The sequence below is a fragment of the Arthrobacter sp. C152 genome (assembly GCF_054890965.1).
Window position 1 is genome coordinate 69,071 of the sequence record NZ_JBTZSU010000011.1, and the last position, 25,865, is coordinate 94,935.

Below are 25,865 nucleotides of genomic sequence, written 5' to 3' on the forward strand. Positions count from 1 at the left end.
CGGTCTGCCGGCTACGGTCCTGAATCAGGACCAAGCCATTGTAAGCAGACCGGCCAATCTTATGTTGCTTCGCCCGGCGTGCCGGGCGGAGGAGCGGGCGCGGCGTCGCCGCCGCGGATGTCGGAACTAGTCCTCGAGGTCCACTTCCCGGACCATCTCAGCGCCGATTCCGGCCTTGATGGCATCCAGCACCTGCTGGGGCACGGAGCTGTCGATCGTCAGCAGAGCCAGGACCTGGCCGCCCTCATCGGACCGGGCAACCTGCATCCCGGCGATGTTGATGTTGTTCATGCCCAGGATGTGGCCGATGGTTCCGATGACGCCGGGGCGGTCGGTGTAGGCAACCACCACCAGGTGCTCGCTGATCGGGATTTCGACCTCGAAGCCGTTGATGCCTACGAGCTTCTCGATCTGCTTGGGGCCGGTCAGGGTTCCGGACACGGAGATCTGGCTGCCGTCGCTGAGGGCACCGCGCAGGGTCAGGACGTTGCGGTAGGACTCGGTTTCCGGGGTGGTGATCAGGCGGACGTTGATGCCGCGCTGTTCGGCGATGACCGGGGCGTTGACGTAGGAGACCTGCTCGGTGACGACGTCGGCGAAGATGCCCTTCAGTGCCGCGAGTTCGAGGACCTTGACGTCAAGGGAGGAGATTTCGCCGGCCACTTCGACGTCGAACTGGGTGAGCGAGGCGTGGGTCAGCGCGGTGAAGATGCGGCCCAGCTTCTCGATCAGCGGGATACCGGGGCGGACGTCGGGGGCGATGACGCCGCCTGCAACGTTCACGGCGTCGGGCACCAGTTCGCCGGCGAGGGCGAGTCGGACGGACTTGGCGACGGACACGCCTGCCTTTTCCTGGGCCTCATCGGTGGACGCGCCCAGGTGCGGGGTGACCACGACGTTGTCGAGCTTGAAGAACGGCAGGTCGGTGCTGGGCTCCTTGCTGAAGACGTCGACGCCGGCACCGGCGATTTCGCCGTCCTGCAGCGCGGTGAAGAGGGCTTCCTCGTCCACCAGGCCGCCGCGGGCGACGTTGACGACGTAGGCGGTGCTCTTCATCTTCTTGAAGGCGTCCGCGCCGAGCATGCCCACGGTTTCGGGCGTCTTCGGCATGTGGATGGTGATGAAGTCGGACTGGGCCAGCAGCTCGTCCAGGGTGACCAGCTGTACGCCGAGCTGGGCGGCGCGGGCCGAGGTGATGTAGGGGTCGTAGGCGAGGATCTTGGTGTCGAATCCCTTGAGGCGGGCTGCCACGAGGGCGCCGATCCGGCCAAGGCCGATGATGCCGATCTTCTTCTCGAACAGTTCGATGCCCGTGTACTTCGAACGCTTCCACTCGCCGTCCTTGAGGGCGGCGCTGGCCTGCGGGATGTGGCGGGCGAGGCTGAGGATGTGGCCGACGGTCAGTTCAGCGGCCGAGACGATGTTGGACGTAGGGGCGTTGACCACCATCACGCCCGCCTGGGTGGCGGCCTTGATGTCGACGTTGTCCAGCCCGACGCCGGCGCGCGCGATGACTTTCAGGTTCTTGGCCGCGGCAATGGCTTCGGCGTCCACCTGGGTGGAGGAGCGGACCAGGATGGCGTCTACGTCGCTGATCGCCGAGAGCAGCTGGGAACGGTCGGCGCCGTCGGTCTGCCGGATTTCAAAGTCCGGGCCGAGGGCCTCGACGGTGGCGGGGGAAAGTTCTTCGGCGAGCAGTACTACGGGTTTTGACACGGCTGATCCTCTGCGTTGCAGTCCTGGGGATGGAACAAGTCTAGGCCGACGGAAAGGCCGGGCTCACATTGTTAAGTGTGAACCCGGCCTCACTGCGGCATTCTCGGCGGTTGCGCCCGGCAGCCTTAGCGGGCTGCGGAGCCTTCGACGTAGTCAACGTCCTGCTGCTGCCAGGAGAACAGCGAACGCAGCTCGCGGCCGACGGCCTCGATCGGGTGCTGCTCGGCCTTGGCGCGCAGCGCCTTGAACTCGACGCCGCCGTTGTCCTGGTCCTCGATGAAGCGCTTGGCGAACGCACCGGACTGGACGTCTGCCAGGACGGCCTTCATGTTTTCCTTCACCTCGGGGGTGATGACGCGCGGGCCGGAGACGTAGTCACCGTACTCGGCGGTGTCCGAGACGCTCCAGCGCTGCTTGGCGATGCCGCCCTCCCACATGAGGTCAACGATGAGCTTGAGCTCGTGCAGCACCTCGAAGTAGGCGATCTGCGGCTGGTAGCCGGCCTCGGTCAGGGTTTCGAAGCCGTACTGGATCAGCTGGGACACACCACCGCAGAGGACAGCCTGCTCGCCGAAGAGGTCGGTTTCGGTCTCTTCGGTGAAGGTGGTCTTGATGACGCCGGCGCGGGTGCCGCCGATGGCCTTGGCGTAGGACTTGGCCAGTTCCCAGGCGGAGCCGGAGGCGTCCTGCTCGACGGCGATGATGTCCGGGATACCGCGGCCGGCTTCGAACTCGCGGCGGACGGTGTGGCCGGGAGCCTTCGGGGCGATCAGGATGACGTCAACGCCTTCCGGCGCCTGGATGTAGCCGAAGCGGATGTTGAAGCCGTGTGCGAAGGCCAGGGCCTTGCCCGGGGTCAGCTTGTCCTTGATGGAGTCGTTGAAGATCGCGCGCTGGTGCTGGTCCGGTGCCAGGATCATGATGACGTCGGCCCATTCGGCGGCATCGGCGACGTTCTTGACGGTGAAGCCGGCGTCCTCGGCCTTGGCCCGCGACTTGGAGCCTTCCTGCAGGGCGATGACGACCTCGACGCCGGAATCGCGCAGGTTGAGCGCGTGGGCGTGGCCCTGGGAACCGTAGCCAACAATGGCTACCTTGCGGCCCTGGATGATCGACAGGTCGGCGTCGTCGTCGTAGAACATTTCGGTCACTTGCGTAACTCCTCTTGAGTGGTTTCTTAGGTAGTGGTCTTGCGGTGCTGCGGTTGCGGGCGCGGAGTCCCGCCTAAGGCACGTGCGTGTCCTAGGCGGAGCGGAGCGCCCGGTCACTCATGGAGCGGGATCCCCGTCCAACGGCCAGGGTGCCGGACTGCACGATTTCGCGGATGCCGAACGGCTCCAGCACTGAGAGCAGGGCTGTGAGCTTTTCGGGGTGGCCGGTGGCCTCAATGACGACCGAATCGGTGGAAACGTCGACTACTGAAGCGCGGAACAGGTCTGCAGCCTGGGTCACCTGCAGACGTGTCGCGGCATCCGCACGTACTTTGACCAGGATGTGGTCGCGCTGTACGGAAGATTCGGAGGTGAGTTCAACAATCTTGATGACGTTGATCAGCTTGTTGAGCTGCTTGGTGACCTGCTCGATGAGGTCGCCGTCGGCGTCGACGACGACCGTCATGCGCGAGACGCCCGGCACCTCGGTGGGGCCGACGGCCAGGGAGTTGATGTTGAAGGCGCGGCGGGCGAAGAGGCTCGCGACGCGGGTCAGGACGCCGGGTTTGTCTTCAACCAGGACGGACAGTGTGTGGCGGCTCATGGTCAGTCCTCTTCTTCCCATTCCGGGGTCATGTTGCGGGCAACCTGGATCTGGTCGTTGCTCACGCCGGCGGGCACCATCGGCCACACCATGGAGTTGGGGCTCACCACGAAGTCAATGACCACGGGGCGGTCGTTGATCTCGAGGGCCTTCTGGATGGTAGCGTCGATGTCCTCTTCGCGCTCAACACGGAAGGACGCGCAGCCGTAGGCCTCCCCCAGCTTGACGAAGTCCGGGATGCGGACGGTGTCGTGGCCGGTGTTGAGGTCGGTGTTGGAGTAGCGGCCTTCGTAGAAGAGCGTCTGCCACTGCCGCACCATGCCCAGCGAGGAGTTGTTGATGACGGCGACCTTGATGGGGATGTTGTTGATGGCGCAGGTGGCCAGTTCCTGGTTGGTCATCTGGAAGCAGCCGTCGCCGTCGATGGCCCAGACCACGCGGTCCGGCTCCCCCACCTTGGCGCCCATGGCGGCCGGAACGGCGTAGCCCATGGTGCCGGCGCCGCCGGAGTTCAGCCAGGCGTGCGGGCGCTCGTACTTGATGAACTGCGCGGCCCACATCTGGTGCTGGCCCACGCCGGCCACGTAGACACCTTCGGGGCCGGTCAGGGCACCGATCCGCTGGATGACCTTCTGCGGGGCGATCAGTCCGTCATCCGGCTCGGTCCAGCCCAGCGGGTAGGTTTCCTTGAGGTTGTTCAGGAACGCCCACCAGGTGGTGAGGTCCGGGGTGCCGGACGCCTCGAACTGGGAACGGACGGCCTCGGTCAGCTCGGGGATAATTTCCTTGACCGAGCCAACGATGGGGACATCGGCGGTGCGGTTCTTGGAGATCTCCGCGGGGTCGATGTCGGCGTGGATGACCTTGGCGTGGGGCGCGAAGGTCTTCAGCACACCGGTCACGCGGTCGTCGAAGCGGGCTCCGAGCGTGATCAGCAGGTCCGACTGCTGCAGGGCGGTGACGGCGGAAACGCTGCCGTGCATGCCGGGCATCCCCACGTGCTGCGGGTGCGAGTCGGGGAAGGCGCCCTTGGCCATCAGGGTGGTGACCACCGGGGCCCCGGTGGCTTCGGCGAGGGTAAGCAACTCGGCCGAGGCGTGGGCCTTGACCACGCCGCCGCCGACGTAGAGGACGGGTTTGGTGGCCGCGGCAATCAGCTTGGCGGCTTCGCGCACCTGCTTGTTGTGGCCGCGGGTGACCGGGCGGTAGCCGGGCAGGTCGATCTTCGGCGGCCAGGAGAAGGTCATCTGGCCCACCTGGGCGTCCTTGGCGACGTCGACGAGCACGGGACCGGGGCGTCCGGTGGAAGCCAGGTGGAACGCTTCGGCCATGACATGCGGAATGTCGTTGGGGTCGGTTACCAGGAAGGAGTGCTTGGTGATGGGCATGGTGATGCCCACGATGTCGGCTTCCTGGAACGCGTCGGTGCCGATCACGCCGCTGGATACCTGGCCGGTGATGGCCACCAGGGGCACGGAGTCCATGTGGGCATCCATGATGGCGGTAACGAGGTTGGTGGCACCGGGGCCGGAGGTGGCGATGCAGACGCCCACCCGCCCGGTGACCATGGCGTAGCCTTGCGCGGCGTGGCCGGCTCCCTGTTCGTGACGGACCAGCACGTGATTCATGGTGGAGGCCATCAAGGGGTCGTAGGTGGGCAGGATCGCGCCACCGGGCAAACCGAAAATGTCGTCGACGCCGAGTTCTTCGAGCGAGCGGACGATCGCTTGCGAGCCGGTCATCACCGTCGGGGGTACGACGTTGTTCGGCCCAAGGACAGGAGAGACAGCAGCAAGGTCGGCGACGACGGCGGCATGGTCAGCCGTCCGGTCGGCACGTTCCGGAGCCTTGGCGGCTCCAGTGGACTTGGTGGCCATCAGCGAGGGGCTGATGGGCGATCCTTTGCTCATCGGACTCTTCCTTGTGGATCTTCTTTGGTTATGGAACTGGTGGAAATAAAAAAACCCCTCGGCCTGGCGGCTCTGTGAGGGGTTCGCGCGTGACGGTTCGTTACCAGGAGGGCTGTTATGCCACGCGCTTGGTAAGGACGACGACGGTGCCGGTAACGAAAGTCATGCGTTCAGTTTTCCCTCTTGGCAAGATGGGTGTCAACGCGAGACAACCCTATCTCACCATCTGGACGTCATTGTCCACCTTTCGATCCTCTGAAGGATCTTCCCCTGTCCGCTCTACTGTAGCCAAGCGCTGAGGGCGGCAGGGGCTTAATAAGGGGGATCCCGAGGGCCCCAAGTGCTGCGGCGGCCGCGCCGCAGCACTTGGGTAGGGATCACCCGTCAGCCGGTGTAGGCGCCGGTGCTGGCGCTGTGCACCAGCTTGGCATACTTGGCGAGGACGCCTTTCGTGTAGCGGGCCGGAAGCGGCTCCCAGCCCACTTTGCGGGCCTCGAGCTCGGCCTCGTCCACCAGCAGGTCGAAGGTGCGCGCGGCGATGTCAACCCGGATCCTGTCGCCGTCCTTGACGAAGGCGATGGGGCCGCCGTCGACCGCTTCCGGCGCGACGTGGCCAATGCACAGGCCGGTGGTTCCGCCGGAGAAGCGCCCGTCAGTGAGGAGCAGGACGTCCTTGCCCAGGCCGGCACCCTTGATGGCGCCGGTGATGGCCAGCATTTCGCGCATACCCGGGCCGCCCTTGGGGCCCTCGTAGCGGATGACGACGACGTCGCCCTTCTGGATGCGGCCGTTGTCCAGTGCATCCAGGGCGCCCTGTTCACGCTCGAACACGCGGGCGGTGCCTTCGAAGACGTCGGCGTCGAAGCCTGCGCTCTTGACGACGGCGCCTTCCGGGGCCAGGGAGCCGTGCAGGATGGTGATGCCGCCCGTCTTGTGGATCGGGTTGTCCAGCGCGCGCAGGATCTTGCCGTCCACGTCCGGGGGGTTGATGGCCGCGAGGTTTTCCGCTACGGTCCTGCCGGTGACGGTGAGGCAGTCGCCGTGCAGCAGGCCGGCGTCGAGCAGTGCCTTCATGATGACCGGGACGCCGCCGATCCTGTCGACGTCGGTCATCACGTAGCGGCCAAAGGGCTTGAGGTCGCCCAGGTGCGGAATCCTGTCGCCGATGCGGTTGAAGTCGTCCAGGGTCAGTTCCACCTCGGCCTCACGGGCGATGGCGAGCAGGTGCAGGACCGCGTTGGTGGAACCGCCGAAGGCCATGGTGACGGCGATGGCGTTCTCGAAGGCCTTCTTGGTCATGATGTCGCGGGCGGTGATGCCTTGGCGGAGCAGGTTGACCACGGCTTCGCCGGACTTGCGGGCGAATTCGTCCCGGCGGCGGTCTGCCGAGGGCGGGGCGGCGGAGCCGGGCAGGGACATGCCGAGGGCTTCGCCGATGCAGGCCATGGTGTTGGCCGTGTACATCCCGCCGCAGGCGCCTTCGCCGGGGCAGATGGCCTTTTCGATCCGGGTCAGGTCCTCCATGCTCATCTTGCCGGCGGCGCAGGCGCCCACGGCCTCGAAGGCGTCGATGAGGGTGACTTCCTTTTCCGAGCCGTCCTCGAGCTTGACCCAGCCGGGCATGATGGATCCGGCGTAAAGGAAGACGCTGGAGAGATCCAGGCGGGCGGCGGCCATGAGCATGCCTGGCAGGGACTTGTCGCAGCCGGCGAGCAGGACGGAGCCGTCGATGCGCTCGGCCTGCATGACGGTTTCCACGGAGTCGGCGATGACTTCGCGGGACACGAGGGAGAAGTGCATGCCTTCGTGGCCCATGGAGATGCCGTCGGAAACGGAGATGGTGCCGAACTGCATGGGGAATCCCCCGCCCGCGTGGACGCCTTCCTTGGCACCCTGGGCCAGCCGGTTCAGCGAAAGGTTGCAGGGGGTGATTTCGTTCCATGAGCTCGCAACGCCGACCTGCGGCTTGGCGAAGTCGTCGTCGCCCATGCCGACGGCGCGGAACATGCCGCGAGCAGGGGCTGCGTGGATGCCGTCGGTCACCGCCCGGCTGCGGGGCTTGATGTCGGGGGCGCTCACCGTTGGGGTCTGGGCATCACTCATAGGGGAAAGTCTAGGACGCGGCACCGCAGCACACGACCTCCCCGCCACGATTGCGGATAAAAGGGGGATACTGCCGCCAGATGACGGACCGCCGTCGCGTATTTTGGGAACGGCCGGTGCCGCGGCCGGCCCGCCCGGAGCCCTCACCTGCAGTTTTTCCCGCAGGCGGGCAGCGCCGGCGTCTCTGGACACCGGTGGTGACCCGACGTAGCGTCGGGAGCAGGACACCCCGCCATCCCGACCGAAGGGCCTGCCATGGACATTGTTTTCTGGATCATCCTCATAGTTGTCATCGCCGTCGTCGTCTGGTGGCTGCTGAACCGCAACAAGTCCGCCGGTGATGCTGGCATGGACGCCGGGCGGACCCGCGCCGACGGGGCGCTGGAAGGCGGAAGCGCAGCGGCATCTGCCGAAGCGGCCGGGACCTCCGGCATTCCCAGTGCTGCCGGATTCGGGAAACCCGCCGAACCGGCCGCTCCTGCCACGGCGGAAGAGCCCGTGGATGCTGTGGCAACGTCCGCTCCCGTCGGGGAAGCGGCGCCCGGACCGGGCGTCGCACAAACCACCGGGGCAGGCGGGACGGGCGATGACCAGCGGCGCGAGGATGAGGCCGAGTGGGAAACGCAGTGGTCCGAAGCTGCCTCTCCGGCGCCCCGTTCCGGTTCCTCCGCAGCCCCTGCCGGCGCCCCCTCGCAGGCTGCGGGGGCGGCCACGCCCGCACCGGCACCGGCACCGGCCGAAGCTGAAGGCCCAAGCGCCCCAGCTGAGGACCTAACAGCCGAAGCGGTGTCCTCCCCTGCCGCGCCGGTGCACCATGACGAGTACACCGGCCCGCACAACCCGACGCTGCCCGGAGCGGAAACGGCCGCCGTCGAGGAGGCGGATGACGCCGGAACCCCGCAACGCGCCGGGCAGGAAGGCGGCCTACCTGTGGAGCGGGACGCAGCAGCAACTGACACGTCTGCCCGGGAAACGCCAGCGGCCGGTACGTCAGCACCTGACACTCCTGCACCGTCCAGCCCTGCAGGGCTGTCCGGGGCTGCCGCGGCCGCCGAGACCCTCGACCGGGCCCAGTCCTCGGCTGTTGTCGAAAACGGAGCCGACCACCTCGCCGCCGCCCCGGGCGGGCAGGCGGCACCCCTGGCCGAACCCGCGGGGCACCTGGCAGCAGACGAGCCGTACGGCGCCGGTTCGGCAGCACCGGGCCCGGACGGGAGTGGGCCGGCGGACTACACCGTGAAGGGCGACGCCGGCGCCATGGTGTACTACGAAGAAGGACACCCGGACTATGAGCAGACCCGCGCTGAAGTGTGGTTTGAGTCGGCCGCACATGCGGAGGCCGCCGGGTTCCGGGCGCCGCGCCGCAAGCGGCTCTAGGCGGGGCACCGGCGCTTCTGCGGTCCGCTGCTGGGCGGCCGCCTGCATGTCGCTGCTGCTGGCGGCGTGCACCGGAAACCCAGCACCGCCGCCCACCGGAAGCGCAGGCACGGGTGCAGCCACCCAGCCCTCCTCCACGGTGCAGGTGGCCGGGCGTTTGGACCTGCAGCTCGATATCCCCTGGGCCGCCGTCTTCCTGCCTGACGGAACGGGCATCATCTCGGAGCGCGGGACCGCCCGGCTGAAGGCGGTCCGCGACGGAAAGGTCGCCGACCTCGGCCAGGTCCCCGGCGTCGTTCCTGGCGGCGAAGGCGGCCTGCTGGGGCTTGCGCTTTCCCCGCACTTTGCCGCCGACCGTTACCTGTACGCGTATCTGACCGCCAAGGACGACAACAGGGTGGTCCGGCTTACTGTCGCGGACAACGGTGATGGGTCCCTCCGCCTGGGCGAACCGCAAGCGCTGTTCGCCGGAATACCTAAAGCCGGCACCCACAACGGCGGCAGGATCCGCTTCGGGCCCGACGGATTCCTTTATGTGGTCACCGGTGACGCCCAGCGCCGGGAACAGGCCCAGGACCCGAACGCGCTGGGCGGCAAGATTCTCCGACTGGCGGCCGATGGCGCCCCCGCGCCCGGCAACCCGTTCGGCAACGCCGTGTACAGCCTGGGTCACCGCAACGTCCAGGGACTGGCATGGGACAGTTCGGGGAGAATGTGGGCGAGCGAGTTCGGGCCGGACGTCGACGACGAACTGAACCTGATCTTGCCGGGAGCCAATTACGGATGGCCGGCGGTGACCGGCGCACCGCACCGTGCGGGGTTCCAGGATGCAAAGGTGGTGTGGCCGGCCACCAGCGAGTCATCACCGAGCGGGCTCGAGATAGTTGGGAACACCGCCTACCTGGGAGCGTTGCGGGGGCAGCGCCTGTGGACGGTCCCCCTGGCCGGCACCGAGGCCGGAAATCCTGTGGCCTATTTCACAGGACAGTATGGGCGGATCCGGGACGTGATCCTGGCTCCGGACGGGGCTCTTTGGCTGCTCACCAACAATGAAAACCCTGATTTCGTGCTGGTTTTGCGGCTGGGGCAGTGACGGGACGGCCACCCTGGGCGCCGATTTCACTTGCGCGAAAAGTTCGTGTAGAGTTTCATGTCGTTGCGGAGATCAACGGGAAAGAAAAAGCCCGGAGATGAACGCAAAGAAGATGCACCTCTAGCTCAATTGGCAGAGCAATTGACTCTTAATCAATGGGTTCCGGGTTCAAGTCCCGGGGGGTGCACCACTGGGAAAACAGCCTCCGGTTTGTGAAAGCAGACCGGGGGCTGTTTTGTTTTATCTCCTGTCGCGCCCCCATCCCCTCTGCCGATTATGATTCCCGTATGGGGGAAGAACTTGCAGGGGCAATGCGCGGACGCCGCCAACCCGTATATGTGGAGATCGCCATCAGGGCCTCGATGGACCGGGTGTGGATGCTTAGCCAGGACCCGGAACTGCATCCACGCTGGGACCTCCGTTTTTCCCGCATTATCCCGCTTGCCGGCGGCGACGCCCAGGATCCTGTCCATTTCCGCTATGAGTTCCGGCTGCCGTTGCACACAATCCGCGGAACCGGGACGTCGTTGGGGCATCGGTACCGCAATGACGGCCAGGCGACGTCGGTCCTCAGGTTCGACACCTCCGACCGCCTGTCTCCCATCGGTGCAGGATCCGGATACTGGCGCTACATCCCCGCCGAAGAAGGCCTCCGGTTCGTCACCGGATACAACTACCGCCCGGGAATGGGACTGGTCGGCCAGGCCCTGGACGCCGCATTGATTCGGCCCGCGCTGGGGTGGGCCACCGCCCTCAGCTTCGACCGCCTGCGTCTCTGGGCGGAATCGGACGTCGACCCCCGGAACTCACGCAACAGGTGGATCCTCGACGCCACCAGCAGGGCCGCCGCTGCGCTGGCGGCCGGTGGCATCCTCGTCCATGCCCTGGCGGGCAACGGGTCGGGCCGTACCTTCTTGCTTGGGGCGGCCTTGCTGGCGTCCTCCTTCCTCCCGCCGCACTGGACGGTGCCCCGGGCGGCGCGCTGCCGCCGGCAGCCATCGAATGACTCTCCGGCACGTGCCCCGTCCGCGTTGGATGCACTCCCAGTCCCCCGTGCCAAACAGCCAGCCTGACAGTAGGAGACCGACATATGCCTTCGATCTTCGAATTGGCGCTGGGCAAGGATTTCCAGGATTTGCACCCGATGCTGCAGAAACGTTTCGGTGTGGACGTCGAAAACAACCTTGCCTGCGTCGGCCGGGGGATCTTCTCAGAGGTACGCCGCGGCGCCTGGTGGACCCTTCCGTTCCTTCATGTCGGGGCGTACCGCAACATCCTCTTTCCGGACCAAGGCCGGGACATTCCGTTCACAATCGAGAACTACCCCTATGTGGACGCGTACGGCAGGCCCACGGTCACCTTCATCAGGACGCTCGAACTGCCCCGCTTACGGAAACACCGGCGCTTCGACGCCACCATGATCTACAGCCCGCAGCGGAACTGCATCGTGGACTACCTTGGAACCCACCAGCACCTGGCGACGGATCTGAAGGTGGAGGCCCTCGCCGACGGTTCCCTGCACCTGCAATCGACAGTCCAGCGCTTCTACGAGGGCTTCGCGGGCTTCAGGGTACCCGCGGCGCTCACGGGCACCGCAGACCTGTACGAGAGCTTCGACGACGAACGCGGGGCTTTCACCATCCAGATGCAGGTACGGAACCCGGTGCTGGGGTTCCTGTTCGGGTACCGGGGCGAATTCACCTGCACCTTTCCTGACTTGGCAGCAGGCGCGCCCTTCCCCGGGAAGCTCAAACCGCTGAGGGAAGAAATCCGGGAATAGGGCCGGGAGGCGAAGCGCGTCATTATGTATTCCACGAGCGGACAAGAAAGCGGCCCGGTCTCTTCCAAGACCGGGCCGCTTGTCGGCTTGCTGCCGCGCGCCTATTTTGCCCCGTTATCCACCAGGGCGCTGGCGTTGCTGGGCGTCGTGGCGAACTGGCTGGCCAGTTCCCGGACCACGGCCTGGAGTTCCTGGCGCAGGACTTCGGGATCTATGGACGCCGAGGCCAGCACCGAGCGCTCCATTTCCACGGCCGCTGCCACGGCTTCCTTGCCCCGCTCCGTCAGCGATACCACGTGGCTCCTGCGGTCCGAGGTGCTCCGGACCCGGGCTATATGGCCGTGGGATTCGAGCCGGCTGAGGGTTTTGCCCATGGTCTGCGCCTGGACGCGGACATACTGGGCCAGCTGGGCCTGGGTCATGGGCCCTTGGGCGTCCAGGACCTCAATGGCGATAACGCCGGCGTGGGTAAGGCCTATGGCGCCAAGTTTTTCATTCCAGGAGTGTTCTACGAGGCGGGCAGCAGTGGACAAGAGCCGCCCCGTGGGCCAGTGATCCATATCAGGCATAGCAGCAAGTATAGCCAAGTGCCGATTAGCACTGTGCGCACGTGCTTACTAGGCTGTTGTGTCCCGCCTGCAACAAGGAGAAAAACAATGGCTGACAGACTCGTTATCGGCGACAAGGCACCGGCTTTCACGCTGCGGGACTCGACCGGCAAGGACGTCAGCCTCGCTCCCCGGCCCGGACACTCCACCATCGTCTACTTCTACCCTGCGGCGTCCACCCCGGGCTGCACCAAGGAAGCCTGCGACTTCCGCGACAGCCTTTCATCCCTGCAGGCAGCCGGATACGACGTCCTGGGGATCTCCCCCGACCCCGTGGAAAAACTCGCCAAGTTCGCCGCCAACGAAGCGCTGACCTTCCCGCTGCTCTCCGACGCAGACCACGCCGTGGCAGAGGCGTACGGCGCATGGGGCGAGAAGAAGAACTATGGCAAGACCTACGAGGGTCTGATCCGCTCGACCATCGTGGTGGACGCCGACGGCAATGTTTCCCTGGCCCAGTACAACGTCAGGGCCACCGGACACGTGGCCAAACTTCGCCGGGACCTGCAGCTGGACGCCTGACCCGCTTCCTGGCTGCCCGGGTCCTGCGGACGCAACGCTACAATGGACACTGGCATCCGCCGTCGAACGCTGTTGCGTTGACGCCAGGAAGCTTTGGCGCGAGTGGTGAAATTGGCAGACACGCAGGATTTAGGTTCCTGTGCCTTCGGGCGTGGGGGTTCAAGTCCCCCCTTGCGCACCAATATCGAGGATCCCCCGGCTCCGGCCGGGGGATCCTTGCGTTAAGCCCAACCCAATTGTGGCCGGCGCCGGGCACGCCTGTTTCGTGCCGCGCCGAAAAACTCCACGGATCCACCCATCCGTCCCCGGCCGCCCGCCGAATTGTTGGTGAGACACCGGCCAAGGGCAGGTGCCCGCACCAGGTAAGGAAGCGCGCCGGCCACATCCCGGGCGGCGGGCTAACGAACGATCCAAGGAGACTCTTCAAATGCAGACCATCAAGCGCACCACTTTCACCGTCGCAGGCGTTGCAGCGGCCGCTCTGCTCAGCCTCACCGCCTGCGGCGGGTCGGGCAGCACCTCAGGTTCCTCGGCTTCCTCGGCGCCGATGTCCTCCGCACCCAGCTCCACGATGGCGTCCCCGTCCGCCAGCGCATCCGCAAGCTCCTCGGCTTCGGCCATGGATCCGGCCGCCAACCTGGTGGGCCCGGGCTGCGCCGCCTACGCCCAGCAGGTTCCCACGGGCGCCGGCTCGGTGGAAGGCATGGCACTGGACCCGGTCGCCGTTGCCGCCTCCAACAACCCGATCCTGACCACGCTCACCGCCGCCGTCTCAGGAAAGCTGAACCCCAAGGTCAACCTGGTGGATACGCTCAACGGCGGCGAGTTCACCGTCTTCGCCCCCGTGGATGACGCCTTCAAGAAGATCGACCCGGCCACCATCGAGACCCTCAAGACGGACGACGCCCTGCTGAGCAAGATCCTGACCTACCACGTGGTGCCCGGCCAGATCACGCCGGACAAGATCGCCGGAACCCACGCCACCGTGCAGGGCGGTTCCGTCACCGTGACCGGCAGCGGAGACTCGCTCAAGGTGGACAACGCCAACGTGGTCTGCGGTGGCGTCAAGACCAAGAACGCAACTGTCTACCTGATCGACTCGGTACTGATGCCCAAGTAAGCCAACCACCGGCTATGCGGACGGGCCGGGGCCACTGGACAGCAGATCCAGCGGCCCCGGCCCGCTGTGTGCCCCGCCCTTCGCCATACGGGGAACGGCCGAACCCGTCCACTAGACTGGTCCCGGCCCGCATCCGGCGGAGCCGCCGGGGATCCAGGGGTGGTAAACGAGTGTCCAGCAGTACATCGCGGCGGACGGCCATCAAGGCCGGCGCCGTCCTCATGGCGCTGGGCGTGACCTCCTGCACAGGTTCGCCGTCACCGTCGCCGACCTCCGGATCACCCAGTTCCACGCCCGCAGCCGAGCCGGACGCCACCTTCAATTTCGGCACCGCCGCCCAGCCCCTGGGCCTGGACCCGGCGCTGTCCAACGACGTCGAATCGCAACGTATCACCCGGCAAATCCTTGAGGGGCTGGTGGGCGTCGACCAGACCACCGGCAAGCCGACTCCCCTGCTGGCCACCGAATGGAACGAATCCAACGAGGGCCGTACCTACACGTTCAAGCTCCGGACCGGCATCTCGTTCCAGGACGGCACCCCGTTCAATGCCGACGCCGTTTGCGCCAACTTCAACCGCTGGTTCGCCTTCCCCGCAGAGCTCCGCCGGCAGGCCCCCGGCAGTTCCTTCAAGAGCGTGTTCAAGGCCCATTCGGATGAGCCTGACCTGTCGATCTTCAAGAGCTGTACCGCGGTCTCCGCCGACACCGTGCAGATTGACCTGGCCCAGCGGTTCACCGCCTTCCTCCAGGCGCTGACCCTGCCGGCGTTCGCCATCGCCTCCCCCGCGGCCCTGGCGGCAGGCAAGGCCGACGTCCTGGACCAGAACCGGGGCGGCCAGCCGTTGTCCGCCTTCGCCACAAACCCCGTGGGGACCGGCCCCTTCACCCTGACCGCCTGGGGCACGGACAGCGTGACCCTGACCACCAACAAGGCGTACTGGGGTGACCGCGGACAGATCGCCACCATCAACTTCCTGGCCTACAACCACCCCCAGGTCCGGCTGCAGGCCCTGCTCGACGGCAAGATCGACGGCTACGACTCCGTGACCGTGGGGAATTTCGACCAGCTGGTCAAGCGCGGGAAGCAGATTGTCCAGCGCGACCCCTTCTCCGTCATGTACGTGGGCATGAACCAGGACGTGCCGGTGCTGCAGAACCAGAAGATCCGGCAGGCGGTGGAACTGGCCATCGACAAGGAAACCCTGATCCGGAAGTTCTTCATCGACAACACCGCCAAGGCCACGCAGTTCGTCCCGCCCAAGATCAGCGGCTTCAACAACGACGCGCCGGAGCTCGGCCACGACCCCGCCAAGGCGAAGGACTACCTCAAGGAGGCCGGATACGCCGGGGAAGAGCTGAAGTTCTACTACCCGCTCAACGTCACCAGGCCCTACCTGCCGACGCCCGAGAAGGTCTACGCCGAGCTCAGCCGGCAGCTCACGGCCGTCGGCTTCAACATCCGGCCTGTCCCGGTGGACTGGTCCGAGGGGTACCTCCAAAAGGTCCAGTCCCCCGGCGACCACGCGCTCCACATCCTGGGCTGGAACGGCTCCTACTCCGACGCCGACAACTTCGTCGGCCCGCTCTTCGGGGAGAAGAACGGCGAGTTCGGATACCAGGACCCGCAGGTCTTCTCCAAGATCAACCGGGCGCGCGGGCTGCCGGAAGGCAAGGAGCGCGATGAGCAATATCACACCATCAACACCCAGATCGCAGCGACGGTGCCGGCCGTGCCGATTGCCTTCCCCATCTCCGCGCTGGCCCTCTCCGACCGGGTCCTGGCCTACCCCGCGTCACCGGTCTTAAATGAAGTTTTTACGAAGGTGCAACTAAAGCCTTGACGGGCCGGTCCAATTTCAGTATGCGGGCAGGGCGGGGATATTCTGTGACAGCCAGAGCCGCTGCAATCGGAGACTGATCGTGACCTTCATTTCCAAGACCCCACATGCCGACGTCGTCCTGATTGGCGGCGGCATCATGAGCGCAACGCTGGGGGCATTCCTCAAGCAGCTGGAGCCGGACTGGAGCATTTCCCTGTTCGAACGGCTGGACCAGCCCGGGCTCGAAAGCTCCGACCCGTGGAACAACGCCGGAACGGGCCACGCCGCGCTCTGCGAACTCAACTACTCCCCTGCAGCCAAAGACGGCTCAGTCAACCCCGCCAAGGCACTGCTCATCAATGAACAGTTCCAGTTGTCCCGCCAGTTCTGGTCCCACCTGGTGGACCGCAACCTCATCGGTTCCCCCAAGGGCTTCATCAATACCGTCCCGCACATGAGCTTCGTGATCGGCGAGGATCACACCCGCTTCCTGAAGACCCGGTACGAGGCACTGAAGCCGCATACCCTTTTCCGGAGCATGGAATACTCCGAGGACCACGGCCAGATCGCCAAGTGGGCGCCGCTGATCGTCAAGGGCCGCGACCCCAAACAGCGCATCGCCGCCACCCGCGCCGCCGAAGGCACGGACGTCGACTTCGGCGCACTGACGCGCGAGCTGACAACGTACCTGGGGAACAACGGCGTCGAGATCAACTACGGCCACGACGTCACCGGCATCTCCAGGGCTTCCGACGGCGGCTGGGACCTTTCGTTGAAGTACCCCAAGTCCGGCGAACACGGCAAAATCCACGCCAAGTTCGTCTTCGTGGGAGCCGGCGGCGGCGCGCTGCACCTGCTCCAGGCCTCCGGCATTCCGGAGAGCAAGGGCTACGGCGGGTTCCCGGTCTCCGGGCAGTTCTTCCGCTGTACCGACGAAACCATCGCCGCCCAGCACAGCGCCAAGGTCTACGGCCAGGCGTCCGTCGGCGCTCCCCCCATGTCCGTCCCGCACCTGGACACCCGGTACGTCAACGGGAAGCGTTCGCTCCTATTCGGCCCGTACGCCGGCTTCTCCACCAACTTCCTGAAGAACGGTTCCTACCTGGACCTGCCGCTGTCCATCCGCCCGGGCAACATCATCCCGATGCTGGCCGTGGCCAAGGACAACATGGACCTGACCGCGTACCTGGTCAAGGAAGTGGTCAAGAAGCACGACCAGAAGGTCGAGGCACTGCGCGAGTACTACCCGGAGGCAAAGGGCGGCGACTGGGAACTGATCACCGCCGGCCAGCGTGTACAGATCATTAAGAAGGATCCGCAAAAGGGCGGCATCCTCCAGTTTGGAACCGAAGTCATCGCCGGCCGCGACGGCTCCATCGGCGCGCTGCTGGGCGCGTCCCCCGGAGCCTCGACTGCCGTCCCCATCATGATCGAACTGCTGCAAAAGACGTTCCCCAAGAACTTCAAGGGCTGGCAGTCCAAGCTCAAGGACATGATGCCCGGTTACGGCGTCAAGCTGGATGAGAACCCCGAGCTTGCCGCCGAGCTGGAACGGGCCACGGCCAAATCCCTCCAGCTGGAGAGCGTTTCCGCCAGCCGCTGACCCTGAGGGGCCAGCGGCTGGCACCCAGGGCCTGTACCAGTCACTTAACCCCAGGAGACCATCAATGTTCCGGCTGGCACACCTGTCACTGGCAAACCGGGCCCTGATCGCGCTGATCACCGTCTTCGCGTCGGTCTTTGGCGTCATCACCATGTCCTCGCTGAAGCAGGAGCTCATCCCTTCGATCGAGTTCCCGCAGGTCACGGTGCTGACCGCCATGCCGGGCGCGTCCCCGGAGGTGGTGGACAAGCAGGTCAGCGGGCCGCTGGAGAAGGCACTCAACGGCGTGGAGGGGCTGGAATCCACCTCCTCCACGTCACGCACCGGCGTTTCGCAGATCACGATGGTCTTTACCTACGGCTCCAACCTGGACCGGGCAAGGAACCAGATCGACCGGGCGATCTCCAATGCCAAAAGGACGCTTCCCAGCGACGTCCAGCCGCAGGCCATCGCCGGAAGCATCAGTGACTTCCCCATCGTGTTCCTCGCCGTGTCATCGGACAAGCCGCTCAGCGACCTCAACGCCGACCTGCAGCGGCTCAGCGTCCCCCGGCTGCAGAAGATCGACGGCGTCCGCAGCGCCGACGTGACCGGCGGCGCCTCCCAGCACATCGAGATCCTCCCCCGCGCCGACGCCCTGGCAGCCTCCGGCGCGGGCGTGTCCGCCATCCGCGACGCCCTGTCCAACAACGGCGCCCTGGTTCCGGCCGGAACACTCCAGGACCAGGGCAAGACCCTCTCGCTGCAGATCGGCAGCCCGGTCGATTCCCTCGACGCCATCAAGGCACTCCCGCTGTCCGGAGCGAAGAATGCCGCGACCATCGGTTCCGTTGCCGACGTCACCCTCAAGGACGACGAACGCACCTCCATTACCCGCACCAACGGCGCGGAAACCCTGGCGGTCTCGGTCACCAAGAAGCCTGAAGGTGACACGGTGGGCATCTCGCACGCTGTTCGGGACAGCCTGGCTGAACTGGAGGCCGAACTGGGCTCCAACGCCAAATTCACGCCGGTGTTCGATCAGGCCCCCTTCATCGAGAAGTCCATCAAGGACCTCACCACAGAGGGCCTGCTCGGCCTGGGCTTCGCCGTCGCGGTCATCCTGCTCTTCCTGATGTCGGCCCGCTCCACCCTGGTCACGGCCGTATCCATCCCGCTGTCCCTGCTGATCACGTTCATCGGCCTGTCCGCCACCCACTACTCGCTGAACATCCTGACCCTCGGCGCGCTCACCATCGCCATCGGCCGCGTAGTGGACGACTCCATCGTCGTGATCGAGAACATCAAACGCCACCTCAGCTACGGCGAGGAGAAGTCCGCCGCGATCCTGACGGCCATCCGTGAGGTGGCGGGCGCCATCACCGCCTCCACCCTGACCACCGTGGCCGTCTTCCTGCCGATCGCGTTCGTGGGCGAACTTGCCGGGGAACTGTTCCGGCCCTTCGCCCTGACCGTCACCATGGCGCTGCTGGCATCCCTGCTGGTGTCCCTGACCATCGTCCCCGTGCTGGCCTACTGGTTCCTCAAGAACCCCGGCGCCGTCCCGGGCGGCCTCCCCGCCGGGTCGCCGGAAGCCCGGCGCATCGCCGCCGAGGCCAAGGCAAAGGCCCACGACGCCGAACAGCGCAGCCGGCTGCAGCGTGGCTACCTCCCCATCCTCCGGACCACGCAAAAACACCCGGTCATTACCCTGCTGGCAGCGGTCCTGGTACTCGGCGCCACCGGCGCCATGACACCGCTGCTGGCCACGAACCTCCTGGGGAACTCCGGCCAGAACAGCATGACAGTCCGCCAGGTACTGCCCGCCGGCACCAGCCTTGCGGACACCAGCGCGGCAGCAATCCGCCTTGAGGAAGTCCTCCGCGGCATCGACGGCATCAAGGACGTCCAGGTGACCTCCGGGAACGCCCAGGCAGGGTTTGCGGCGCTCACGTCCACGGGATCCTCCAACTCCACCTTCACGGTGGTGACGGACGATAAAGCCAACCAGGAACGCCTGCAGGACACCGTACGCTCCGAGCTTGCGAAGGTCCCCGACTCGGGAAAGATCTCCGTGGGCACACAGCAGGGCGGCTTCGGCACGTCCTCCACGGTGGACATCACCCTGAAGGCGGCCACCAGCGCGGACCTGCAGGCGGCAAGCGATGCCATGGTCTCCGCCATGACCGGCGTCCCCGGCACCAGCGAGGTTGCTACGAACCTGGCCGCCACCAACCCCGTGGTGCAGGTCAAGGTGGACAGGGCCAAGGCCGTGGCCGCCGGCCTGAACGAGGAACAGGTGGCGGGGGTCCTCGCCTCCACGATCAGCCCCATCCCCGCCGGCACGGTGCGGATCGATACCAACGACTTCCCGGTCCGGATCGGCCAGGGCACCAGGTTCACCAGCATCGACGCCGTGCGCAACATCCCGCTGCCAGCGGGCGGCCGGGCGGTGACGCTCGGCAGCATCGCCTCCGTGGAGCAGGTGGACGTTCCCGTTTCCATCACCGCCAGCAACGGCCAGCGCACCGCGAAGGTGTCCGTCACGCCGTCGGGCGCCAACCTGGGTGCGGTCAGCAACGAAGTCCAAAAACGCCTGGCCGATGTCCAGCTGCCGCCGGGGGTCACCGCGGAACTGGGCGGCGCCACCACCCAGCAGGCGGAATCCTTCCGGCAGCTTGGCCTGGCCCTGCTTGCGGCCATCGCCATCGTGTACGTGATCATGGTGGCCACCTTCAAATCCCTGGTCCAGCCCCTGATCCTGCTGGTCTCGGTCCCGTTCGCGGCCACCGGCGCCGTGGCCCTGCTGCTGCTCACCGGCGTGCCGCTGGGGCTGCCGTCCCTCATCGGCATGCTGATGCTGGTGGGCATCGTGGTCACCAACGCCATTGTGCTGATCGACCTCATCAACCAGTACCGGAAGCCGCGCGACGGCCGTCCCGGCATGAACGTGGCGGACGCCATCACGCACGGGGCCCGGCAGCGCCTGCGGCCCATCCTCATGACGGCCCTCGCCACGGTCTTCGCACTGACGCCGATGGCGATGGGACTCACGGGCGGCGGCGGGTTCATTTCCCAGCCGCTGGCGGTGGTGGTGATCGGCGGCCTGGTGTCCTCCACCGCGCTCACCCTGGTCCTGGTTCCGGTGCTGTACCGGCTGGTGGAGGGCCGGCGCGAAAAGAAAGCCCTGCTCCGGGACCTGCACACACGGCCGGAGTTCGGCCCGGCCGCGGACGTCGACGCCGAGTTCCGCGACTGGACCACCGGCCAGGTTCCGAAAGTCACCGGCCGCCGCGCCGCCCCCGGCGGAGCCGACTAAGCCAACCTGTCCCGTCATGCCCGTGCCGCTGCTGCTGTGCGGGCATGACTGCGTTAATGGCTGTCCCACCCGTGGACCGGAGGCGGGAATAATCCGTGCGCAGCAGCGTTGCAGACACTGATAGATGCAAATGCATCTAAATTGGTTTACACTTAAACCAAGCCAGCAAGTCCAGGAACGGAAAGAGGCACACCATGCAGATCGGTGTTTTCAGCGTCAGCGACATCACCACGGACCCCACCACGGGCCGCACCCCCACCGAGCACGAACGCATCAAGGCCTCGGTGGCCATCGCCAAAAAGGTCGAGGAAATCGGCATGGACGTCTACGCCCTGGGCGAGCACCACAACCGGCCGTTCTTCTCGTCCTCCCCCACCACCACCCTCGCCTACATCGCCGCCCAGACTGAACGCATCATCCTGTCCACGGCCACCACGCTGATCACCACGAACGACCCCGTCAAGATCGCCGAGGACTTCGCCATGCTCCAGCACCTGGCGGACGGGCGCGTGGACCTGGTCCTGGGCCGCGGCAACACCGCCCCGGTGTACCCGTGGTTCGGCAAGAACATCCAGGACGGCGTGGAACTGGCCATCGAGAACTACAGCCTGCTGCGCAAGCTCTGGGACGAGGACACCGTGAACTGGTCCGGCAAGTTCCGGACGCCGCTGCAGAACTTCACCTCGACGCCGCGCCCGCTCGACGGCGTCGCCCCCTTCGTGTGGCACGGTTCCATCCGCACGCCGCAGATCGCGGAAGTGGCCGCGTACTTCGGTGACGGCTTCTTCGCCAACAACATCTTCTGGCCCAAGGAGCACTACCAACAGCTCATCGGCCTCTACCGTGAGCGCTACGAGCACTACGGCCACGGCGCGGCAGACCAGGCAATCGTCGGGCTGGGCGGCCAGTTCTTCATGCGGAAGAACTCCCAGGATGCCGTGAAGGAGTTCCGCCCCTACTTCGACAACGCCCCCGTCTACGGCCATGGCCCGTCGCTGGAGGACTTCACGTCCCAGACGCCGTTGACCGTGGGCAGCCCGCAGGAGGTCATCGAGAAGACCCTGACCTTCCGTGAGTACTTCGGCGACTACCAGCGGCAGCTGTTCCTGATCGACCACGCCGGACTTCCGCTGAAGACCGTCCTGGAACAGCTTGACCTCTTCGGCGAGGAAGTCCTGCCGGTCCTGCGCAAGGAGTACGCCGCCCTCAAGCCGGCGCACGTCCCGGAGCCTCCCACCCACGCCGGCCGCGTGGCTGCCCTGCTGGCAGCGCAGGGCGCCGAAAACGCCACCTCGGAGGCATGATGGGCGCCGGAGGAAAGGAATCGCCCGTCCGGCTGGCGGCCGAGACGTGGGAGTCGCTGTTCCGGGCGCAGGTTGCGGTGATGCGCAAGCTGCAGTCGGGTCCGGCTTTCCGGAAACTGGCGGTCAACGAGTACGACGTGCTGTTCACGCTCTCCCGCTGCCCGTCCGGGTGGCTCCGGCTCAACGAGCTCAACGACAACGTCCTGTTGAGCCAGTCCAGCCTGAGCCGGCTGGTGGAACGGCTGGAAAAGCGGGGCCTGGTCGCCCGGATGCCGGCGCCGGAGGACGGCCGCGGCGTGCTGCTCAAACTGACGGATGAGGGACGCGAGCTCCAGAAGGAGATCGGCCGGGAGCACGTGCGGGACATTTCCGCCCTGGTGACCCCGGCACTGACCCCGGCCGAGCAAAAGGAACTGGCGCGGCTGACCGACAAGCTGCGGAATTCGCTGGGGAAACGCTAGCCCAGCTGCACCAGCTGCGAAGGATCCTCCACCGGAAGGTCGCCATCCACCACGGCCGTTACGCGCAGCTGGTTCAGGGTGAGGCTGCCTCCCACGGTGGAAAGGAAGGCGGTGTCCGACGAGTCCCGCCCGGCGGTGATCCGCAGCATCGACTCCCGCGGGGCAAGCCCCGTGGGGTCGATGACGTGCCACGCGCCCTCCACGTACGCCTCCGCCACGGCATGGAAGTCCATCGGGCTCAGGCCCGGGGCGTACACGGCCGCGAGGCGTGCGGGGATGTCCTTGGAGCGCAACAGCGCGATGGCCAGGTGGGCAAAGTCGCGGCACACGCCACGCCGGCTCAGGAGGGTTTCCACCGCGCCGTCCGTGCCCCTGGAGGAGCCGCTGAGGTACCGCAGTTCACCGTTCACCCAGTTGCGGACCGCCTGCAGCAGGCCGGCACCCTGCACTCCCTCGAATTCCGCGTAGGCCGTGGGCAGCAGCCGGTCCGATTCCGCGTAGCGGCTGGGCCGGACGTAGCGGATCCGCTCCGCCAGGCCTGCTGCTTCCGGCTCGCCGCGGCCGGTGACGGTGGCGGAATACTCCACGGTGACTTCGGCAGGTTCGGCGAACTCCATGTAGTGGAAACGTCCGCCGTGGTGGTCCGCGATTTCGGTCAGCGGCACCTCACTGCCGCCGGCCACCACGGACAGAGCCTCCTCGAAGGACGAATACCCGCTGTTCCTCGCTGCGGCGATGGCCATGGCCACCTTGGTGTTGGCTGCGGTCCTGAAGACCAGGCGTGCGGAAACAGAACGTTCCATGTCTCTCCGGGGGTGTGGGGGCGGACGGAAAGTCGCGTGCCCCGGCACCTCGTGGGAGCGGGCAGCGGGACTAGTTTTTGACCTTCAGCGACATTAGCATCCGCTGCACGTTGGCGAAGTCGGAGCTTTCGTTGACGTACTGGGCGGCCTGGGCGAGCGTGTCGAACGCCAGCGCCGGGGCCACCTTCTCGTCGGGGGCGAAGGCCTTGAGCGACACAACGTCGCCGAAGGAGTAGTCCCCCTGGCCCGCCGGGCCGCGGACCACGTTGCGCAGCTCGCACGCCTGCCCGTCCGCGCCGCCCACCACGTTGGTGATGCCGTAGGACCCGAAGAAGCGGTAGCCCTGGATCACCCGGTAGACCATCCGCGGCGGTATGGTTCCCTCCCCGCCGGCCGCAGGCAGCTCCATCGGCACGCTGCTGATCACCGTGTACGGACGCCGGGCAGTGTCGGGGCAGTCGGCGGACGACGGCGGCAGTCCCGTCCGCAGCGCTGCCATGAAGGTTCCGTCGGGCTTCTTCACTTCCACCTTCAGTGCACCGGCAAGGGCGCCGTCCTCCGGCGGCACCGACTGTGCGATCCAGTCCTGCGGCAAATCGAAGCTGACGGTCTTGCCCGGGTCCGAGAAGGTCTTCCACGAGGATGCGGTGGCGGCGGGCTGCGGGGCAGTGGGCGACGCGCTGGGCGGGGCGGTGCCGGAAGGGGAGGCGGCGGTTGGACCTGCAGGCGTGGGCGATCCGGTGCCTGGCGATTCCTGCCCCGGCTGCGCCGTCCAGGCCGGTGCCTGCGGCTGGGTGCCGGCGCACCCCGCGAGGAGCAGCCCCGTGAACAGCAGGGACATGCCGGAAAGAGCGGTTGATGCTGCCTTGCCTACCATGCACGCCAGCCTAGCCGTGCCGGCGGCCAACCGGCGGCCACCGCGCTGGCATGTCACGACCCTTCCCCGGCAGCCTCTCCCCCCGGCCCGCAGCCCCGGCACCAGCCGGGCGTGTCGCCGTCGTGCGCTTCCAGCGGCGGCGTGGCACTAGGGTGGAAGGTATGGCGGAAGAGCAGCCCGGCGCAGCAGAAGACAACCCCGCGGACATCTCCGCCCTCGATATCGCTGACTGGCGCCTGCGGACGTTCGCCATGTACGCCAATGTGCGCAAGCTGGCAGCCGACGACCCGGCGGAGGCGCACTCGTACTGGCGGCACCATCGGGACCTCATGTTCGCCACCCACCCCGCATCCGCGCTGACCGCGGCCGGGAGGGCAACCTTCGACGGGCTGAAGACCGCGTTCTACGATCCCATCTACCGGTTCCACGTGCCCCTGACGAAAGAGGGCGCCGGACGCACAATGAGCGTGGAGACGGGAACCGACGGCGTGGTCAACTTCGTCCGGCTGGGCACGTTCGACCTGCCGGAGATGGGGCAGCTGGCCGTGTGGAAAATCCACGGCTACGGCGGCGGCATCTTCGTTCCATTCCGCGACGCCACCGCCGGCCAGCCCGGCGGCAGCTACGGCGCGGGGCGCTACCTGCTGGACACCATCAAGGGCGCCTTCCACGGTGTCAACGGGACCGGCCCAGGCGCCACGTTCGTCCTCGACTTCAACTTCGCCTACAACCCCTCGTGCGCCTATAACGAGGCGTGGGCCTGCCCCCTCGCCGGCCCCGCCAACAGGCTGGCCGTGGACATCCCCGTCGGCGAGCTGTACTGAGCCATGGCTGTTCTTCCGGGGCGCGTTGCCCGCGTCCGTCCGCTGTCCGCTGCCCGGCCCCGCGAACAGTTCTTCGTCGCGGGCGGCGCCGCCGGCGACGCCTGGACCGTCATCGACTCCCCTTTTCCGGGGTCTGCGGCCAACGCTTCCAGTCCGTGGCGTGACGGCTGGCGGCCGGGAACGACGGTGCTGCAGGATGGCTTCGTGTTCCTCGCCCCGAGCGTCCCGGCCAATGTCGTGGGCATGGCGCACAACACCGGCCGCGCGGGCCGTGACCTGCCGCCGCAGGCATTCCACAAGGCGGCGACCAGCGTGATCGGCCCCGGCGAGCAGATCCTGCTGGCCCCCGGCATGGGGCAGGTGGAGCCCGAGGCCGAACTGGCCGTGGTGATCGGCAGGACCGCCAGGGCGCTGACGGCTGCTACCGCACGGGAGGCGGTGCTCGGCTTCACCATCGCGAATGACGTCACCTGCCGGGACCTGCAAAAGACCGACGACCTGTGGTTCAGCGCCAAGAGCCAGGACACGTTCACGCCGGCGGGCCCCTGGATTGCTACCGGGCTGGATGAGTCCGACGTGCAGATCGGCGTGGTGCTCAACGGCACTGCCCTGGAGGCCGCCAGCACCGCAGACCTGGGCTGGAAGGTTGATGAAATCCTGGTCTACGTCACCTCCGTGCTGACGCTGCACCCCGGCGACCTGGTGCTGACCGGCTGCCCTGCCGCAACCGCGCCGCTGTCCCCCGGCGACTCCGTGGTGTGCAGGGTCGAGGGGATCGGTGAGCTGGCCAATCCGGTTGGGGTGTCGCAGTGGCCCGGGGTGCCGGGGAGGATCCGTGCCGGTGGGATGACGGAGTGAGGGACGGGCCTGCCCCAGTTGCCCTGGAGCCTG

21 protein-coding genes and 2 tRNA genes are annotated in these 25,865 nt (G+C 66.7%); 15 read left to right on the forward strand and 8 right to left on the reverse strand.

Going from position 1 to position 25,865, the window contains the following annotated elements; all coding sequences use genetic code 11:
• Positions 1-126: 126 nt before the first annotated feature.
• From serA to ilvD, 5 genes are all read right to left on the reverse strand, one after another.
• Complete coding sequence (gene serA / locus ACYSM9_RS10290; protein ID WP_461856855.1) at positions 127-1,716, reverse strand: phosphoglycerate dehydrogenase; 1,590 nt, start codon at positions 1,714-1,716, stop codon at positions 127-129.
• Positions 1,717-1,841: 125 nt separating this feature from the next.
• Positions 1,842-2,984, reverse strand: coding sequence for a ketol-acid reductoisomerase (gene ilvC, locus ACYSM9_RS10295; RefSeq protein WP_461856856.1), 1,143 nt, complete (start codon positions 2,982-2,984; stop codon positions 1,842-1,844).
• Positions 2,959-3,471 (reverse strand): acetolactate synthase small subunit, encoded by a 513-nt coding sequence (gene ilvN, locus ACYSM9_RS10300; protein ID WP_461856857.1) that lies wholly within the window; start codon positions 3,469-3,471, stop codon positions 2,959-2,961. Before ilvN ends, ilvC begins: the two co-directional genes overlap by 26 nt.
• Positions 3,472-3,473: 2 nt before the next feature.
• A complete protein-coding gene (locus tag ACYSM9_RS10305) occupies positions 3,474-5,381 on the reverse strand; it encodes an acetolactate synthase large subunit (protein WP_461856858.1) in 1,908 nt (635 codons plus the stop codon).
• A 384-nt stretch (positions 5,382-5,765) separates the two neighbouring features.
• Positions 5,766-7,484, reverse strand: coding sequence for a dihydroxy-acid dehydratase (ilvD, locus tag ACYSM9_RS10310; RefSeq protein ID WP_461856859.1), 1,719 nt, complete (start codon positions 7,482-7,484; stop codon positions 5,766-5,768).
• Positions 7,485-7,739: 255 nt separating this feature from the next.
• Between ilvD and ACYSM9_RS10315 the strand changes: the two genes are divergently transcribed.
• The 5 genes from ACYSM9_RS10315 (at position 7,740) to ACYSM9_RS10335 (ending at position 11,734) form a co-directional block, all read left to right on the forward strand.
• Complete coding sequence (locus ACYSM9_RS10315) at positions 7,740-8,861, forward strand: sunset domain-containing protein (protein WP_461856860.1); 1,122 nt, start codon at positions 7,740-7,742, stop codon at positions 8,859-8,861.
• 46 nt (positions 8,862-8,907) lie between these two features.
• A complete protein-coding gene (locus ACYSM9_RS10320) occupies positions 8,908-9,954 on the forward strand; it encodes a PQQ-dependent sugar dehydrogenase (protein ID WP_461856861.1) in 1,047 nt (348 codons plus the stop codon).
• A 114-nt stretch (positions 9,955-10,068) separates the two neighbouring features.
• Positions 10,069-10,144 (forward strand) — tRNA-Lys (locus ACYSM9_RS10325).
• 97 nt (positions 10,145-10,241) lie between these two features.
• Complete coding sequence (locus tag ACYSM9_RS10330; protein ID WP_461856862.1) at positions 10,242-11,027, forward strand: SRPBCC family protein; 786 nt, start codon at positions 10,242-10,244, stop codon at positions 11,025-11,027.
• Positions 11,028-11,044: 17 nt separating this feature from the next.
• Entirely contained in the window at positions 11,045-11,734 is a 690-nt protein-coding gene (locus ACYSM9_RS10335) for a DUF4166 domain-containing protein (protein WP_461856863.1), read from the forward strand.
• Between the two features lie 101 nt (positions 11,735-11,835).
• Here the strand turns inward: ACYSM9_RS10335 and ACYSM9_RS10340 are convergent, their stop codons facing one another.
• Complete coding sequence (locus tag ACYSM9_RS10340) at positions 11,836-12,294, reverse strand: MarR family winged helix-turn-helix transcriptional regulator (protein ID WP_461856899.1); 459 nt, start codon at positions 12,292-12,294, stop codon at positions 11,836-11,838.
• Positions 12,295-12,390: 96 nt separating this feature from the next.
• Here ACYSM9_RS10340 and bcp point away from each other — a divergent pair, with 96 nt between their 5' ends.
• From bcp to ACYSM9_RS10380, 8 genes are all read left to right on the forward strand, one after another.
• The gene (gene bcp / locus ACYSM9_RS10345; RefSeq protein WP_461856864.1) at positions 12,391-12,864 is read left to right on the forward strand and encodes a thioredoxin-dependent thiol peroxidase; all 474 of its coding nucleotides are present in this window, start codon (positions 12,391-12,393) and stop codon (positions 12,862-12,864) included.
• Between the two features lie 96 nt (positions 12,865-12,960).
• A tRNA-Leu gene (locus ACYSM9_RS10350) sits at positions 12,961-13,045 on the forward strand.
• A 246-nt stretch (positions 13,046-13,291) separates the two neighbouring features.
• Entirely contained in the window at positions 13,292-13,984 is a 693-nt protein-coding gene (locus ACYSM9_RS10355) for a fasciclin domain-containing protein (RefSeq protein WP_461856865.1), read from the forward strand.
• A 221-nt stretch (positions 13,985-14,205) separates the two neighbouring features.
• On the forward strand, positions 14,206-15,825 hold the full coding sequence (locus ACYSM9_RS10360) for an ABC transporter substrate-binding protein (RefSeq protein ID WP_461856900.1): 1,620 nt from the start codon (positions 14,206-14,208) through the stop codon (positions 15,823-15,825).
• A gap of 79 nt (positions 15,826-15,904) precedes the next feature.
• Positions 15,905-17,407: a malate:quinone oxidoreductase gene (locus tag ACYSM9_RS10365; protein ID WP_461856866.1), complete on the forward strand. Its 1,503-nt coding sequence runs from the start codon at positions 15,905-15,907 to the stop codon at positions 17,405-17,407.
• A 64-nt stretch (positions 17,408-17,471) separates the two neighbouring features.
• Positions 17,472-20,705: an efflux RND transporter permease subunit gene (locus ACYSM9_RS10370; protein ID WP_461856867.1), complete on the forward strand. Its 3,234-nt coding sequence runs from the start codon at positions 17,472-17,474 to the stop codon at positions 20,703-20,705.
• A gap of 194 nt (positions 20,706-20,899) precedes the next feature.
• Positions 20,900-22,009 (forward strand): LLM class flavin-dependent oxidoreductase, encoded by a 1,110-nt coding sequence (locus ACYSM9_RS10375; protein WP_461856868.1) that lies wholly within the window; start codon positions 20,900-20,902, stop codon positions 22,007-22,009.
• Positions 22,009-22,470, forward strand: coding sequence for a MarR family winged helix-turn-helix transcriptional regulator (locus ACYSM9_RS10380; RefSeq protein ID WP_461856901.1), 462 nt, complete (start codon positions 22,009-22,011; stop codon positions 22,468-22,470). Before ACYSM9_RS10375 ends, ACYSM9_RS10380 begins: the two co-directional genes overlap by 1 nt.
• Here the strand turns inward: ACYSM9_RS10380 and ACYSM9_RS10385 are convergent.
• Positions 22,467-23,273: a transglutaminase-like domain-containing protein gene (locus tag ACYSM9_RS10385; RefSeq protein ID WP_461856869.1), complete on the reverse strand. Its 807-nt coding sequence runs from the start codon at positions 23,271-23,273 to the stop codon at positions 22,467-22,469. The genes ACYSM9_RS10380 and ACYSM9_RS10385 overlap by 4 nt on opposite strands.
• 70 nt (positions 23,274-23,343) lie before the next feature.
• Positions 23,344-24,150, reverse strand: coding sequence for a superantigen-like protein SSL4 (locus tag ACYSM9_RS10390; RefSeq protein WP_461856870.1), 807 nt, complete (start codon positions 24,148-24,150; stop codon positions 23,344-23,346).
• 161 nt (positions 24,151-24,311) lie between these two features.
• Between ACYSM9_RS10390 and ACYSM9_RS10395 the strand changes: the two genes are divergently transcribed.
• Complete coding sequence (locus ACYSM9_RS10395) at positions 24,312-24,974, forward strand: DUF1684 domain-containing protein (RefSeq protein ID WP_461856871.1); 663 nt, start codon at positions 24,312-24,314, stop codon at positions 24,972-24,974.
• Between the two features lie 3 nt (positions 24,975-24,977).
• The gene (locus tag ACYSM9_RS10400; RefSeq protein ID WP_461856872.1) at positions 24,978-25,832 is read left to right on the forward strand and encodes a fumarylacetoacetate hydrolase family protein; all 855 of its coding nucleotides are present in this window, start codon (positions 24,978-24,980) and stop codon (positions 25,830-25,832) included.
• Positions 25,833-25,865 lie beyond the last annotated feature (33 nt).